The organism is Streptomyces sp. NPDC054786 (assembly GCF_053611685.1).
The window spans coordinates 104,933-118,692 of sequence record NZ_JBSHAW010000024.1 but is presented as its reverse complement, the minus strand read 5'-3'; the positions used below and the strand labels follow the sequence as shown (position 1 = coordinate 118,692).

At 68.3% G+C, this 13,760-nt stretch carries 18 protein-coding genes and 3 pseudogenes; 9 read left to right on the top strand and 12 right to left on the bottom strand.

What is annotated here, in order from left to right:
- Positions 1-253 precede the first annotated feature (253 nt).
- Together ACWGI6_RS21405 and ACWGI6_RS21400 are read left to right on the top strand one after the other, a co-directional pair.
- Positions 254-382 (top strand): hypothetical protein, encoded by a 129-nt coding sequence (locus ACWGI6_RS21405; RefSeq protein ID WP_453268991.1) that lies wholly within the window; start codon positions 254-256, stop codon positions 380-382.
- Positions 383-729: 347 nt separating this feature from the next.
- Positions 730-1,233, top strand: coding sequence for an IS5 family transposase (locus ACWGI6_RS21400; RefSeq protein ID WP_453268990.1), 504 nt, complete (start codon positions 730-732; stop codon positions 1,231-1,233).
- Positions 1,234-1,305: 72 nt separating this feature from the next.
- Here ACWGI6_RS21400 and ACWGI6_RS21395 read toward each other — a convergent pair whose 3' ends face one another.
- On the bottom strand, positions 1,306-1,497 hold the full coding sequence (locus ACWGI6_RS21395) for a hypothetical protein (protein WP_453268989.1): 192 nt from the start codon (positions 1,495-1,497) through the stop codon (positions 1,306-1,308).
- A gap of 15 nt (positions 1,498-1,512) precedes the next feature.
- The gene (locus ACWGI6_RS21390) at positions 1,513-1,836 is read right to left on the bottom strand and encodes a nitrilase-related carbon-nitrogen hydrolase (protein ID WP_453268988.1); all 324 of its coding nucleotides are present in this window, start codon (positions 1,834-1,836) and stop codon (positions 1,513-1,515) included.
- Between ACWGI6_RS21390 and ACWGI6_RS21385 the strand changes: the two are divergent.
- Positions 1,837-2,135, top strand: a pseudogene (locus ACWGI6_RS21385) (hypothetical protein); the annotation flags it as partial.
- A gap of 172 nt (positions 2,136-2,307) precedes the next feature.
- On the opposite strand, the pseudogene ACWGI6_RS21380 reads toward ACWGI6_RS21385, so the two are convergent.
- Together ACWGI6_RS21380 and ACWGI6_RS21375 are read right to left on the bottom strand one after the other, a co-directional pair.
- Positions 2,308-2,781: pseudogene (locus ACWGI6_RS21380) on the bottom strand (lamin tail domain-containing protein).
- 142 nt (positions 2,782-2,923) lie between these two features.
- Positions 2,924-3,154, bottom strand: coding sequence for a tautomerase family protein (locus ACWGI6_RS21375; RefSeq protein ID WP_453268987.1), 231 nt, complete (start codon positions 3,152-3,154; stop codon positions 2,924-2,926).
- 203 nt (positions 3,155-3,357) lie between these two features.
- Between ACWGI6_RS21375 and ACWGI6_RS21370 the strand changes: the two genes are divergently transcribed.
- A complete protein-coding gene (locus ACWGI6_RS21370) occupies positions 3,358-4,263 on the top strand; it encodes a helix-turn-helix transcriptional regulator (RefSeq protein ID WP_453268986.1) in 906 nt (301 codons plus the stop codon).
- A 36-nt stretch (positions 4,264-4,299) separates the two neighbouring features.
- Here the strand turns inward: ACWGI6_RS21370 and ACWGI6_RS21365 are convergent, their stop codons facing one another.
- Together ACWGI6_RS21365 and ACWGI6_RS21360 are read right to left on the bottom strand one after the other, a co-directional pair.
- Positions 4,300-4,659: a nuclear transport factor 2 family protein gene (locus ACWGI6_RS21365; RefSeq protein WP_453268985.1), complete on the bottom strand. Its 360-nt coding sequence runs from the start codon at positions 4,657-4,659 to the stop codon at positions 4,300-4,302.
- A gap of 25 nt (positions 4,660-4,684) precedes the next feature.
- Positions 4,685-5,470, bottom strand: coding sequence for an SDR family oxidoreductase (locus ACWGI6_RS21360; RefSeq protein ID WP_453268984.1), 786 nt, complete (start codon positions 5,468-5,470; stop codon positions 4,685-4,687).
- A gap of 99 nt (positions 5,471-5,569) precedes the next feature.
- Here ACWGI6_RS21360 and ACWGI6_RS21355 point away from each other — a divergent pair, with 99 nt between their 5' ends.
- Positions 5,570-6,085, top strand: a complete 516-nt coding sequence (locus ACWGI6_RS21355) for a winged helix-turn-helix transcriptional regulator (RefSeq protein WP_453268983.1) — start codon at positions 5,570-5,572, stop codon at positions 6,083-6,085.
- A gap of 717 nt (positions 6,086-6,802) precedes the next feature.
- Here ACWGI6_RS21355 and ACWGI6_RS21350 read toward each other — a convergent pair.
- A complete protein-coding gene (locus tag ACWGI6_RS21350; RefSeq protein WP_453268982.1) occupies positions 6,803-8,050 on the bottom strand; it encodes an MFS transporter in 1,248 nt (415 codons plus the stop codon).
- A 92-nt stretch (positions 8,051-8,142) separates the two neighbouring features.
- Between ACWGI6_RS21350 and ACWGI6_RS21345 the strand changes: the two genes are divergently transcribed.
- Positions 8,143-8,694 (top strand): TetR/AcrR family transcriptional regulator, encoded by a 552-nt coding sequence (locus ACWGI6_RS21345; RefSeq protein WP_453268981.1) that lies wholly within the window; start codon positions 8,143-8,145, stop codon positions 8,692-8,694.
- 22 nt (positions 8,695-8,716) lie between these two features.
- Here the strand turns inward: ACWGI6_RS21345 and ACWGI6_RS21340 are convergent, their stop codons facing one another.
- From ACWGI6_RS21340 to ACWGI6_RS21330, 3 genes are all read right to left on the bottom strand, one after another.
- Positions 8,717-9,121: a nuclear transport factor 2 family protein gene (locus ACWGI6_RS21340; RefSeq protein ID WP_453268980.1), complete on the bottom strand. Its 405-nt coding sequence runs from the start codon at positions 9,119-9,121 to the stop codon at positions 8,717-8,719.
- A complete protein-coding gene (locus ACWGI6_RS21335; protein ID WP_453268979.1) occupies positions 9,118-9,582 on the bottom strand; it encodes an MBL fold metallo-hydrolase in 465 nt (154 codons plus the stop codon). Before ACWGI6_RS21335 ends, ACWGI6_RS21340 begins: the two co-directional genes overlap by 4 nt.
- An 84-nt stretch (positions 9,583-9,666) precedes the next feature.
- Entirely contained in the window at positions 9,667-10,467 is an 801-nt protein-coding gene (locus ACWGI6_RS21330) for an alpha/beta fold hydrolase (RefSeq protein ID WP_453268978.1), read from the bottom strand.
- Between the two features lie 284 nt (positions 10,468-10,751).
- Here ACWGI6_RS21330 and ACWGI6_RS21325 point away from each other — a divergent pair, with 284 nt between their 5' ends.
- From ACWGI6_RS21325 to ACWGI6_RS21315, 3 genes and pseudogenes are all read left to right on the top strand, one after another.
- On the top strand, positions 10,752-11,519 hold the full coding sequence (locus ACWGI6_RS21325) for a GlxA family transcriptional regulator (RefSeq protein ID WP_453268977.1): 768 nt from the start codon (positions 10,752-10,754) through the stop codon (positions 11,517-11,519).
- Complete coding sequence (locus tag ACWGI6_RS21320; protein ID WP_453269016.1) at positions 11,520-11,747, top strand: helix-turn-helix domain-containing protein; 228 nt, start codon at positions 11,520-11,522, stop codon at positions 11,745-11,747.
- A 20-nt stretch (positions 11,748-11,767) separates the two neighbouring features.
- Positions 11,768-12,076 (top strand): annotated as a pseudogene (locus ACWGI6_RS21315) (IS5/IS1182 family transposase); the annotation flags it as partial.
- A 368-nt stretch (positions 12,077-12,444) separates the two neighbouring features.
- Here ACWGI6_RS21315 and ACWGI6_RS21310 read toward each other — a convergent pair.
- Both ACWGI6_RS21310 and ACWGI6_RS21305 read right to left on the bottom strand, forming a co-directional pair.
- Positions 12,445-12,930 (bottom strand): VOC family protein, encoded by a 486-nt coding sequence (locus ACWGI6_RS21310; RefSeq protein ID WP_453268976.1) that lies wholly within the window; start codon positions 12,928-12,930, stop codon positions 12,445-12,447.
- A gap of 8 nt (positions 12,931-12,938) precedes the next feature.
- A complete protein-coding gene (locus ACWGI6_RS21305; RefSeq protein ID WP_453268975.1) occupies positions 12,939-13,643 on the bottom strand; it encodes a thiamine pyrophosphate-dependent enzyme in 705 nt (234 codons plus the stop codon).
- Between the last annotated feature and the right edge of the window lie 117 nt (positions 13,644-13,760).

Below are 13,760 nucleotides of genomic sequence, written 5' to 3'. Positions count from 1 at the left end.
AGACGCAGTCCTGGGTTCAGGACTGGGGGAAGCCCGGTTCGGTTTTGGCGCGATGTGGGGGTGTCGATCATAACCAGCCACACCGGAGAAACGGAGAGATGACTTCCGTTGACCATGTGTGGTAGTGGCGACGGATACGTATGCGCACCGGACGTTGGCGTTCACCTGACGCCTGGGCACAGGCATGCTCGTGCAGACAGGGCAACCCGGCCCCCGGTCGCACGTCTTACTGACCCGAACAAAGGCGTTGGATGTGGCGGTGTGTGATGCCCTGGCCGTCGGTGATGACGTGGCGCTTACTGCCCGGCCGCACATCGGGGCCCGGTTGCTGGGCCAGTGGCGGGCGCTCGACCACGGTATGTCGCTGATGCGGGCCCTGTAGCTGCCGGACCAGTAAGGACTGCTGGTGGTAGCGCATCCCGCTTTTGAGGTCGAGGACCGTGCCCCTCGGCAGCGGCGTCTCGGTGCCGTGGCGGTGCGCCTCGTCGCAGCTCGGGCACCAAACCCAGAGTGTGGTGCCGCCGAGATCGTAGAACCCGTACAGGCAGGGCTGGTCGTGCTCGGATATGGCGGAGCTCCTTATCGTGTGTGCTGGAGGCGGTGCGTGGGCATGGCGAAGCAGCCTCGTCTGCTTGGGGTCTGGTGGCGCGGGCCCCGGCCGCGCACCTGGCGGGGCCGGGGCGACGGGCTAGGCAGTGTCTCTTCGGCCAGTAGCTCGCTGATCTGTTCATGCTCGGCAGGGGGGACCTCGCGGACGCTGAGTGGGCAGTGCTGGCGCCGCTACTGCCCACAAGCAACAACTGGTGTGGCCGGTGGCGAAACCACCGCCAGGTGATCAACGGGAGCATCCACCGGCTCAGCACTGGCTGCCAGTGGCGCAAGCTGCCCGAACGCTTCGGAGCATGGCAGACCGTCCACAAGCGTCACCAACTGTGGTCCGCAGACGGCACCTGGGCGAAGCTGCTCCAGCACGTCCAGGCCCTCGCCGACGCAGAGGACGCCATCGACTGGAACATCAATGTCGACTCCACATCGATCCGCGTCCACCAACATGCCGCCGGGGCACCAACAGCCCCGCCACCCGCGCCGACCGCGGGCTCAAAGGGGGCCGCACAAAGATCAGTTCACTTGCACGCGCAGGTGCCCGCGTCCACTCCTGGGCGGAGGGGGTGCAGCAGGCGAAGCCATTGGTCGTTCGCGCGGCGGACGGCAAATGCCGTCCGCTCTCACTGATCTACATCTACCTGGGGGCCGTTACCGCTGCCGCGCTTCTGGTCTGGATGCGCTGCTGATCCATGGCACGCTCTATCCGACCTCTGCGGTGACCACCATGGGCGTGTCGGCGTCGGCTTGCGTGAGAAGGCCGCCGCCTGCAGCCCACAGCGCGGAGCGGCCACAGCCGGTCCACGCACCGGCAGGGCCGACATGGTTGGCCACGACGACGTGCAGATCGAAGTCCTTGGCGATGCCCGGATACACGGTCGCCAGCTCTTGCACTCCGCCGCCCGTGCCCTACAGCGAACTGGCCAGATGCACCTGACACCCATCGGCGGCACCACGGGAGACCAGCTCGGTGAAGTGGTTGTCAAAGCACGCGGCAAGGGCGAAACGCAGCCCGCCGAGCTCAAATCGGCCGTCAAGCTGTCCCGCTACGAATACGTCCTGCTCGTGCTCGAACAAGTGCTGCTTGCGATAAGTGGTGATCAACTCTCCGTCGGACCCGAAGACCAGCGTCTCGACGGCAGGCCGCTTTCCGCCGGTGGTCGCGGCACAGTTGACGACAGTGGCGATGCCACTCGCCCGGACTGCATCCAGGTGCGGGTCGTCCGCCTGCACCAGTGGACCGCAGCCCGGCGTCAGGCTTACGCCAACGACCTCGGCGCCGAACGCTCCCTGGTCGCCGTCACTGCCAAGAGCAACCGGTCCAAGGCCGACCAGGACCCGCCCAGTGGATGCCGCCGGCTGCCGACGCCCAGTGCACCTACCTGTCCGACTGGGTGAGCACCAAGCTCCGCTGGTCGCTGACCGTCGACCGCGCTGAGCGCGACACCCTGCGCCAGCTCGCCGCCGGCTGCGAGAGCACCGCCGTGGAGTTCGAGGGGTGTAGACAACGCGTCCGGTCCTGCTGGGATTGATTCCGGGTGTGCGCTGGCCCCGAAGCGGACTCACAGGGCCAGCGGCATGGGCAGCAGACGCGTTCGCGATCCAGCCCCTTGAACGGGACGCAGGGGTGCGCCGCCGGCACGGGCCTGCGGCGCACCATGGGTGGCCGGTGAGCGGCACGGCTCACCGGCCGGTTCAGGCCGGTCAGTGACCGTGGCGTCCCCAGCTTTCGGCGTCGACGATGCGGCGGTGGTCGTTGCGCAGGGTGGCGGTGTCGCCGGTGTTGTCCCAGACGTAGGTTCGGCGGTCCTGGTAGACGTCGCGGCGGTTGTCGTGGCCGATGCCGGTGTGGACACGGATCTGGCTGTGGCCGTTGAGGCGGAGGTTGCCGAAGCGGTAGCTGTGGCCGGACTTGTCGGACAGGGTTCAGCCCTTGATGTTGACCGGGAGGCGGCCGGTGTTCTTCACCGTGACCCACTCCGGGTTGAGGCTTCGGTTGGAACGGTCATCCCGTCCGGGGCTGTCGTACTGGATCGCGCCCAGGACCACAACGGAGCGGCTGTGGTGCGGGGCCGGAGCGTGGTGGCCGTGGCCGGCAGCAACGGCCGGCAGCGCGACGGTGGCGGCGAGCGCCGCCGCACCGGCGACCGTGCCCCGTCCCCGCACTCCGGTGGACACCGCCGACCGATCGAGTACGGGGACACAATGAAGGGCTTCGCTGATCTCACCGACCCCGGATGAACGAGACCGTGTGGCGGACGCGCGACCCGGCGGCCCTCGGTTTCAAGGTGCTGTCTTGGCCGAATGACGGCCGGTGCGGTCAGGCGCCGCTGGTGTCGGTCGGTGTCGCCTCGCCGAGCATGGGGAGGGTCAGCACGTTGCCGGAGATGCCCCAGCCGCCGTCGGCGACCTCTTCGACCAGAACCATGGTGGTGTTACGGGCGCGCTCGCCGTAGATCTCGACATACAGCTCGGTGGTGCGGGTGACGATCTCCTCCTTCTGCTTCGGGGTGAGGGTCTTCTCGGGGACCTTGAAGTTCGCGAAAGGCATGGCTGGTTGTTCCTTCTCTCAGTGGGGCGTTACAGGGAGGTGCCCGCGGTGAGCAGGCTGTCCAGGGGGGTCGGGCCGCGGCCTTGCCGTTGCCCTGCTGCGTCCTCCACGATCGCCTGGTCCCCCATCCCTAGCCAGGGCTGCGTTTACCCAGGGGATGCCACCCCCTGGCTGCGCTCTGGCGTACGAGCGACCATGGAGGGGTGAACCTTCCAGAACTCGGTGCCTTCCTCAGGACACGCCGCGACCGCATCCGCCCCGCCGAGGTCGGTCTCCCCCACGGCCCGCGCCGGCGCGTCCCCGGGCTGCGCCGCGAGGAAGTCGCGCAGCTGGCAGGGCTGTCAGCCGACTACTACACCGAGCTGGAACGCGGCAGCGCAAAGAACGGCGTGCAGCCCTCGACCCAGACCCTGGCTGCCCTCGCCCGAGCCCTGCGCCTGAACGGCGACGAGCGCGACCACCTTTTTCACCTGGCCGAACGGCCGGTCCCCCCGTCAGCACACGGACCATCGGCACACGTGCAGCCCGCGCTCCTCGGACTCCTGGACCGGCTGTCCAACACTCCCGCGCGCGTCATCACCGACCTGCACGAAACCCTGGTGGAAAACGACCTGGCCCTGACCCTGCTCGGCAAGTCCCCGGCACACCGCGGCCCGGCGGCGAGCTTCGTGTACCGCTGGTTCACCGACCCGCAGGCGCGCGACATCTACCCGCCCGAGGACCACCCGCGCCACTCCCGGGTGTTCTTGGCCGACCTCCAAGCAGCGGCCGCCCGGCGCGGCCGGGACGCGGAGGTCACGAAGATGGTCGCCGTGCTACGCCGCCGCAGCCAGGAGTTCGCAGCCCTCTGGGACACCCACGACGTCGCGGTGCGCCGCATGGAGCACAAGAGGATCGTCCACCCCATGCTCGGTGTCATCGAACTCGACTGCTACAACCTCCTCAGCGAGGACGGACGACAACGCCTGCTGTGGTTCACCGCCCCGCCCGGAAGCCCGGGAGCCGAGCAGCTGGAACTGCTGTCTGTCGTAGGGACCCAGGAGCTGAGCGTCACGGAGGGCATGGCACCGGAGAGGTGGTCCGCGGCGGAATCCGGATCTCAGCGCTGACCCGCGCCGCAGAGGGAGGACCGCCTTGCAGTCGGCTCAGGGTTCGATGACGAGGCGTTCGATGAGGCCGTCGCGGAGTGTGAACTGGTAGCGCAGATCGATGGTGCCGCCGGGGAAGTTGCCCTCGAGGTGGTGGGTGGCGATGTAGCAGGTTGCGTCGGTCTGCTGGGCGTCGGTGAGGCGGATGGTGTAGGTGAATTCGGTGGCGGATCCGTCGAGCCATCCCTCGATCGCCTCGGTGCCCTCGTAGGTGTTGCCGTCGTCGATCACCGTGGCTTCGCGGGTGAACGCCGTGATGGCGGTGGCGGTGTCGCGGGCGCGGTGCGCTGCCAGATAGCGGGTGATCACCTCGGGCAGGGTGTCCGGAGTGCTGGTTCGGGGCTGGTTGTCGTGCATGACGTTCCTTGGGGTGGTGGCGGGTTCAAACGGTGGGGGTGGTGCCGCCGTCGATGACGTGTTCGGCGCCGACGATGGCCGAGGCGCGGTCGGAGACGAGGAAGGCGACGAGCTCGGCGACTTCCTCGGGCCTGTTGGGGCGGCCGAGCGGGATGCCGCCCAGGGAGTCCATGAGACGGCCCAGCGCCGCTTCCTGGGTGATGTCTGCGTCGTGGGCGATCCGGGCGACGAGGTGGTCGGCGGCCGAGGTTTGTACGAAGCCGGGCGAGACGGTGTTGACGCGGACGCCGTGCGGGGCGACCTCGTTGGCCAGGCCCTTGCTGTAGGTGGTCAGGGCGGCCTTGGCGGCGGCGTAAGCCAGGGTTCCGTTCCACAGTGGCATGCGGCGCTGGATCGAGGTGACGTGCACGATCACGCCCTTGCCCTTAGTGATCATGTGAGGGAGGAGTGCTCGGTCCAGGCGGACAGCGGCCAGCAGGTTTGTGTTCAGCTCCCTGGCCCAGTCTTCCTCGCCGAGCGCTGCGAACCCTCCAGCCGGCGACTCGGACCCGCCGAGGGTGTTGACCAGGATGTCGACGCCTCCCACACGGGCGTCGACCTCGGTGGCTACGTGGGCTGCGCCCTGGGTGGTGGACAGGTCGGCCGTGATGAACGCCTTCTCCTCGACGTCGTCGGGGCGGCTGCGGGCGGTGACCAGTACGGTTGCGCCGGCCTGGGTGAGACGTCGGGCGATGGCGGCTCCGGTGCCCTTGGTTCCGCCGGTGACCAGAGCGCGTCGGCCGTCGAGGGATTCGCTGATGGATGTGGTCACGGTGTGCTCCGTTTCCGGGTGCGGGCGCAGAAGGCGCCACTCCCGTCATTACTGCTAAAATAGAAGCTACTAACTTCGACTTTAGCAGTAACTGAGGGGATGGTCGCCGTGGCAAGCCGGATCAGGCTGGAGGACCGGGAGTGCCCGCTGTCCACGACGGTGGAACACGTAGGCGAGTGGTGGACGCTGCTGATCCTCCACGACACCTTCGACGGCTACACACGCTTCGACCAGTTCCAGGAGAGCCTGGGCATCTCCTCCAGCATGCTCACCACCCGGCTGAAAACCCTCGTCGCGGACGGACTACTGGAACGCCGGCCCTACCAGACCAACCCCGTACGCCACGAGTACGTCCTCACCGAACTCGGGCACTCCCTCCGACCGGTGATCGTCGCCCTGGCCGCGTGGGGCAACTCCCGCCTCACACCGGCCGAACGCAGCATGATCCTCATCGACGCGCACAGCGGCGAGGAAGCCGAGCCCGTCGTCGTCGACGCCAAGACAGGCCGCCGACTGGACGACAGCGCCACCTACGTCTTCACCGCAGGCCCCGCAGCCAGCGACGCCATGCGCCACCGCTACGCGACACGACCGGCTACCCCCTCGGAGGCGTAAAGCTGCCCCGGACAAGCATCGAACGGCTTTGATGTTCAGCGCCGCCGAGGCGATGTTCGCCTCGAAGCGGAATTGCCGGCCGACGAGCTCGTCGAGCGGGTAGATGAGCCAGCCGGATCCCCAGCTGCCGCCAGCGCCCACGGCGAGGCATGTTGGTCTCCGCGTTCTACCGAATCCCCCTCGCGCTCAGCGCTCCGCCGACTGCAGGTGTGGGCGTCACCTGCTCGCCCGGCTAGGCCAGTTCCCCGAAATCCAGCCTGCCCCGCGAGCTGGCCTTTGTGCCGGGCCGCAGACCGCTTGCAAGTCAGCCGCACGACCGCGGCCCGGTGGGCCCGTCCTTGCCGGACTCACACAGCACTGAGGGGCGGAGAATTGCTTCAGCCGCCCGAGAACCCCGCGCGGCCATCCGCTCGTCGTGGGTGACGGCTTGCCCGCGAGCAACTACTCGGCAGACTCAGCGATCACTGCGGTGTCCACGGGGCGGAAGCCGAACCAGGCATAGAGCCGCGCGATGTCGCCGTCGCCCGCAGACAGGTACGTCACTACCACTCCCATCGGTCGAGGTCTGCGCCACAGTGCCTTCCGGCCGGTTGGTGACGCCGGCGTTCACGAAGAGCAGATCGAACATCCGCTCCGCCGGCCGAGTGTGCAGCGCCGTGATCTCCGCGCTCGGTGATGTCGACGGTCTCGATCTCGATCCGCGATCCCGCTCCCGGGTCAGCGGGGTGTGCTGACGCGGTACTGCGCGAGGAGCCCGAGGGTTGCGGCGGCGAGGATGGCGACCCCGTAGCCGAGGACGGTGCCCAGCAGTCCGACCGGAGCGATAAGGAGTCCTGCGATGATCGCCGGCACTCCGAAGCTCAGGTAGGCGACCAGGTAGATGGATGCGAAGAGTCCTGCCCTCTGGTGGGGCTGCACGAGCGGGGCGATGGTGCGGATGGCTCCGGAGAACGAGGCGCCGAAGCCCACGCCGCCGATGATGCCTCCCACCCACAGCAGCGGGAGCATGCCGGCGGCGACACCGGCCTCGATCACTGCGGTTCCCAGCAGCACGCCTACACCACCGACGAAGAGGGTGCGGCGTGATGTCAGACGGCCGAGGAAGAGGCCGGCCACGGCGGCTGCCGCGGGTTGGATGAAGGCCGTGGCACCGTTCAGGAGCCCGCTGTGCAGGCCCAGCAGGTCCCGGATGATGGTGGGCACGAGCCCCATGAACAGTCCGGCCAGCATCCATGCGGCCATGTGAACGGGGATGCTCGCAGCGAACTCACGGCGTGCGGCCTGAGGGACGGAGACGCGGGGAATCAGGGCACGTACCGCTCCCGGACGCGTGGAAACAGTCTCCGCGGAGAAGGCAGCGACAGCCGTGCCGACGACCATGATGACCGCGAGGGCCGAGAACACGATCACGGTCGCGTGGCTGCTGAACTGGACGGCTGCGCCGGTCAGCAGGGCCCCCAGTCCCAGTCCGCCCGCCGGAGCGATGCTGGTGATGATGGTGCCGAGTTTCTTGTGGCGTTCCGGGGCGTGTTCCACGACCGAGGCCGAGAAAGCGCTCGTGGCTGCGCCGGTGGCGATGCCTTGGATGGTGCGGGCTGCGATGACCCAGCCGATGTCCGGAGCGAAGACGAACATGAGCATCGCCCCGAGCTCGACCAAGAGCGACCCGATCAGGACAGGCCGGCGTCCGATGTAGTCGGACAGCGATCCGGCGACGAGCAGAGCCGCCAGCAGGCCGAGCGCGTAGGAAGCGAAGGCAACCGTCAGCACCCAGGCGGGGAAGTGCCATTGCTGCTCGAAGACGACCAGCAGCGGCGTGGGCGCGCCTGCGGCCACATAGAGCGCCGCGAAGACGGCTGCCGACCCGGCGAACGCCGCGGAAGGAGGAAGCAGCCTGCCGGACCGGGCGGGCTCAGGGGCCGCGGAGCCATGGCCGCGGTCATGCCTTGATGCGATGCGGAACACTCCACAGCCCCCTAAGGCCAAAATCTGTGCATTACGTTCACCGTAAACCCAGAGGCGGCTTAATGCCAAACGATGTGCGTTACGGTGGAGGCATGGTTGCAGAATCGTCCCCGCGGCGGCGCACCGGAGGCCGTAGCGCCCTGGTGCTGACGTCCATCAGGAAGGCCGTCGAGGAACTGATCGCCGAACGTGGCAGTGACGCCGTCACCATCCCCATGGTCGCGGAGCGTGCGGGAGTCAATCACTCGAGCATCTACCGGCGGTGGGGCGATGCGCGCGCCATGATCAACGACCTGGCGACCTACCGGCTCGACCCGGACCGCGGCCTTCCCGACACCGGAGACCTGCGTGCCGATCTGACCGCATGGGCACAGGAGATGCTCAGCCATTACAGCGTCACGGTGAACGCCGCCCTGCTGCGGGGCGGAGCGGCCGCAGCCGGTGAAAGCGAGTCGGACTGCCTGCGCGACCGGCGGGCAGAAGCAGCCGGCTTCGCTTCCCGGCCCGGCAGCACCTTCAGCGGCGACGAGGTCATCGACCGGGTGGTGGCCCCCATCATCTACCGGGCCGTCTTCCTGCCCTGGACGCTGCCCGAAGTGGATGCGCGCACGTACGTCGATGACCTCTGCAACCGATCCAACTGATCCCCACCTCGCGGAACAGGTCTCAGCGCTCCTCGGGGAAGTCGTCGCCGAACATCGGCAGGCCGCTCAGGGACTGCTTCCGGGAGGCTTCCTCCTCGATCACGTCCCAGTGCTCCACCATGATGCCGTCCTCGAGGCGGAGGAGGTCGACGGCGATCCACGGGGCGGGCTGCCCGTGCCCCGAGAAACGCCCGCGCACCATGACCATGTCCCCTTCCGCCATGATCAGCTCGCATTCGTGCCTCAGCTGCGCCGGGGAGTTCTTGACGAGGTCGAAGAGCCCCTCCCGGCCGGGCGCGATATGGGCGCTGTGTTGGATGTAGCCGGGGGACCAGAATCGCTCGGCAGCGGTGTAGTCCCGCTTGTTGAACAGGGCCTCGAAAGCTTCACGGACGAGGGCTTTATTGCTGTCTTCGACGGTACTCATGGGATAACCACCTTCTGGCTTCTGTCCTCTGGCTTCTGGCTTCTGGCTTCTGGCTTCTGGCTTCTGGCTTCTGGCTTCTGCTGGCGAAAATGGGTGCAAGCATCCGAGGCGAACCGCACACCGGAACTGTGGAGTGGCGCCCGCAGTGCCTGCCCGTCCCGGGCGGCTGGGCCGCGTCGGTCCAGCAAATGGGCGGTCCCGGTGTGGTCGGCGTGCGGGTGGCTGTAGATGAGGTGAGTTACCGGCTTCGGGGTGACTTCCTCAATGGCCATCAGCAGCTTTTCGCCCAGGACTGGAGGGGCGTCCACGAGGACAACGCCGTTCTTGGTCACCAGGAACATAGTGTTGATCACCCGTTGGGTGATGCCGTGGACACCGCCGCCCAGGTCCGTGACGACATAACCGGATTCGGGGATCTCGGGGCCCTGAGCGAAGCCGGGCGCCGGCGCGAAAGTAACCATGGGTGCTCTCCTCTTCGGCTGGTTACCGCCTCGCGCTCACCTCCCGCCGGGTGGGTGATGCCCCCGGCCGTGGTCCACGAGGGACTAGAGGCGGGCGATGAACTCGCTGATGTGGGAGGCGATCTGGTCGGGCACCTCCAGTGGCGACAGGTGGCCCGTGCCGCCGAGCTCGGTGAGGGTGGCAGTGGTGATCAGGGGAAGCAGGTGTGCGCGCAGAATCTGCGGCGGGTCGACCTTGTCGTCGCTGCCGGCCAGCACCAGTACGGGAACGTTGATCGCACCGACCCTGTCCGCGAAGTCCTCGACCAGCGCCTGTCGCGGCCACGCCATGCGGGCCTCCTCGCCTGCCCGGGAGCTGTCCTCGTGCACCTGCCGGCGCGCCTCGGCGGACAGTCCGCCATTGGTCAGCACCAGATCGATGCTGCGGTCGATGCTCTCGTCGTTGTCGTAGGCGTGCGCCAGCGCCTCCTGGAACTCGTGCGTCACACCGATCGGAGCCGGCGGAGCGGGTGCGACGAGCACCACGCCCTTGAGTCCGGCAGTGCGGCGAGAGGCGAGCGCCTGGGCCACCTTTCCGCCCATGGAGTGGCCCACCACGACGAATGTGCCGTAGCCGAGTTCGCCGATGACGCGCTCGGCATCGTCGGCGAGCTGCTCCACCCCGTAGGGGCCGGGTACCTCGGTGGACTCACCCCAGCCGCGATGGTCGCACGAGACGAACCCCTGCGCAGGGCTGAGGCGCTCGATGACCGGCCGCCAGGTGCGGTGGGAGCCGCCCCAGTAGTGGAGGAAGACCAGCGCCGGCCCGTCGCCCTCGCGAACGTGGCCGTAGACCCGCCCGTTCTTCACGTGGAAGTACCGGCCGATCGGGGTGTACGTGGTCACGACAGTCGGGTGTCCTTGCCTGGGCCGGTGCGGTGCCGCTCGGGCGCGGCCGCTGCCGGCGTGAGCCCCGGCGTTGGGCCGTACTGCTCATGACTCGATCGTCGTCCGGCCTTTCGCGATCAACCACAAGCTCGTACGCCACCCTTCGCAATTTTCGGGACACGCCCACGCGGCCACGGGCCGATCGGGACACGCCCACGCGGCCACGGACCGACGGGCCCGTTCCTGCGGATCTCCGCTCGGCTCGCGGCTGTCAAGAAAGTTACGGTCGTAACATGGGAGCCATGGCTCCTCATCGCGTCGCGGTCCTGGTGCTGCCCCTCGTACTCCCCATCGACCTCGGCATCCCTACGCAGATCTTCAACGCGCGGCACAACACGCCGTACGAACTCACGGTGTGCAGCGGGGCCCGTGGCAGCGTCACGACCAGCACCGGGTTCACGGTCGGAGACACAGCGGGACTGCCGGCCCTGGCCCAGGCGGACACGATCATCGTGCCGGGCTACTGGGACTATCAGCTGCCACCGGCGCCCGAGGTCACAGCGGCTTTGAGACTTGCCTTCAGCCGAGGCGCGCGCATCGCCTCCATCTGCACCGGCGCCTTTGCGCTCGCCGCGGCCGGGCTGCTCAACGGCCGTACGGTGACCACTCATTGGGCCAGCGCCGACGATCTCGAAAAGCTCTACCCCCAGGTCCGGGTGGACCGCAGCGTCCTCTACATCGACGACGGTCCCCTGCTGACCTCCGCGGGCGTGACCGCGGGCATCGATCTGTGTCTCTACCTCGTCCGCAAGGACCTCGGTGCCGCCGTCGCCAACGACATCGCCCGCGAACTGGTCGCCGCGCCGCACCGCGACGGCGGCCAAGCCCAGTACATCGCCCAGTCCCTGCCCGAGCCCACCGCTCGCACCCTCACCGACACCCGCGACTGGGCCCTGAACCACCTCGACGAAGCTCTCACGCTGGAGGTTCTTGCCCGGCACGCTCGTGTCTCCGCGCGCACCCTGGTCCGCTCGTGGCGCCAGGAAACCGGTATCACGCCGCACCGATAGCTGCTCACCGCCCGCATCAACCACGCCCGCGAACTCCTGGAAGTCACCGACCTCGGCATCGAGCAGATCGCCGCCCAAAGCGGCCTCGGTACCAGCACCAACTTCCGCGCTCGATTCCGCGACGCCCTCGGCACCACGCCCTCCGCCTACCGGCGGACCTTCCAGCAGACCACCACGGCAAGGCCCCCCGGCCCCGCCGGACGTGAAAGCGACGAGCCCCGAACCTGAACACCGCGGTGAGCCGGCCCTTCACCCGGCTCAAGCAGATCGCGTTGGAGTCCTACGACCGAATCGTCGGCCTGGTCCTCGACTAGATCGCCATCGACGGCTCCATCACCAAGGCCCCCGGAGGCGGCGAGATCGCCGGAAACTCACCGGTCGACCGCGGCAAACGGGGGCTGAAACGCTCGGGCATGACGGGTGGTTACGGCATTCCGCTGGGCCGTGTCCTGGCCGGTGCCAACCGCCACGACTCCCAGCTGCTTGCCCCGACTCCGGACCGCCTGGAGGACCTCGGGTCGCTGCCCGACGACATCACCGTGCACGTGGACGCCGGCCGGCCGGGCCCGACGACGATGCACGACTTCGCCATCACCGAGCACCACATCGTCTGGATGGACCGGCCCGTCGTCTTCGACCCCGACCCGGCCGGACAGGGCGGCATTAGTGATCGTTCACCGTGAGCGATCATCTTGCCCGGTGCTGCGTGGTGCCTCCTCGTGACGTTTCCGCTGACCAGAGCAGGTGCACTAGGTTGGGCCGTGCTGCACCGTCCAAAAGGCGTCTGTCCACCACTACTCCCCCTGCGCACCACGCAGTGACCACCGGCTGCCTCGCCGGTGCCGCCGAGGTTCCTTCGGTCACCCAGCCTCGTTCGCTTGTGGAGACTGACCTGAGTCGGTCGGTAAAACTCTGGTCGGGCCGCCTACGGCGCGGGGGGCCGCACCTGCTCGGCGCTTTCCTGCGGGCCCACCATGCGCATGACCTCGCCGGGCTCGCCCGAGGTGTGTTCCTCGATGGTGTAGAAACGCACCTCGTGACCGTCGGGGTCATGCAGCCGCGGCAGCACCCATCCGCGCAGGCCGCGCCAGACGCCGCCGTGCGGCTGGTCAAGGGCCTCCAGGCGAGCGGCGAGCGCCTCGATCGCGGCACTGTCGGGCACCGCGATCGCGAAGTAGTCGAAGCCGGCGGCGGCCTCGGCCCGGTCCGGGGCGAGTCGCAGCGCCAGGTCCGGTCCGCCGGCCGGGTGGCTCAGCACAATCTCTATCAACGCCCCCTGCTCGACGAACTCGGCTGCCCGCCGGTAGCCGAGCGTGCGGCCGTACCACGCCTCGGAGCGGGCGAGATCGCGTACCGGCAGCTTCAGGTGGTGGACGCCGACGAGGCTCGGGATGTCAGCTTCCACGTTCATGGCTCACCTCAGAGCGCGTTGGCTCGGCACTCAGGGGTCGAGGCCGATCGTGACCAGTTTGCCCTTCTCATCCAGCTGCTGCACCCGCTGGCAACCTGCCCTGGTCGTTGAGGGTGATGAAGCGTGCGTTCACCGGCGTCCCGGCCGAGTTCTCCGCGCGGCCCGGCAGCGACGGAGGGGACGGTGGGACACTCGTCGACCGTTTCTGCCGGGTTGGGCGGGCTCAGGTCAGGCGGGGGCGACCTTCTTGACCTTGTTCGTGCGGACGTTGATGAGGGTCGGGCGTTCCCGGTCGTTGACTCCGGCGCGGAGCATCTCGGCGACCTGGTCGGTGTCGTTGGCCTCGTGCGCGTCGATGCCGTAACTCGCAGCGGTGGCCGCGAGTTCAGCTCGGGCAGGTCGAGTCCGGGGATGCCGATGGCGCTCTCGATGTCGGCGAACTGCTTGAGGACGCCGTATTCGTCGTTGGAGGAGACGACGATCGTCAGTGGAATCTTGTAGTGGGCCGCGGTCCACAGGGACGTGATCGCGTAGTGCATCGAACCGTCGCCCATGAGGGCGATCACCGGGCGGTCCGGGGCGCCGAGTTGGGCGCCGACAGCGGCGGGCAGCCCGAATCCGAGGCCCGCGCCGACAGCGGACATGTGGGAGAGGGCGGCACCGGGCCGTACGTATTCCGTGATCGGGACCTCGTTGGAACCAGCCTCGCTCACGAACAGGGCGTCCGCCGAGGCGGCGTGACCGACGGCCGTCCACAGGTCCGCGGCCTGCGTCGGGGCTTCGGTTGGGAAACCCGTGGACTCCGGAATTCACTCCCGTGGCCCACTTTT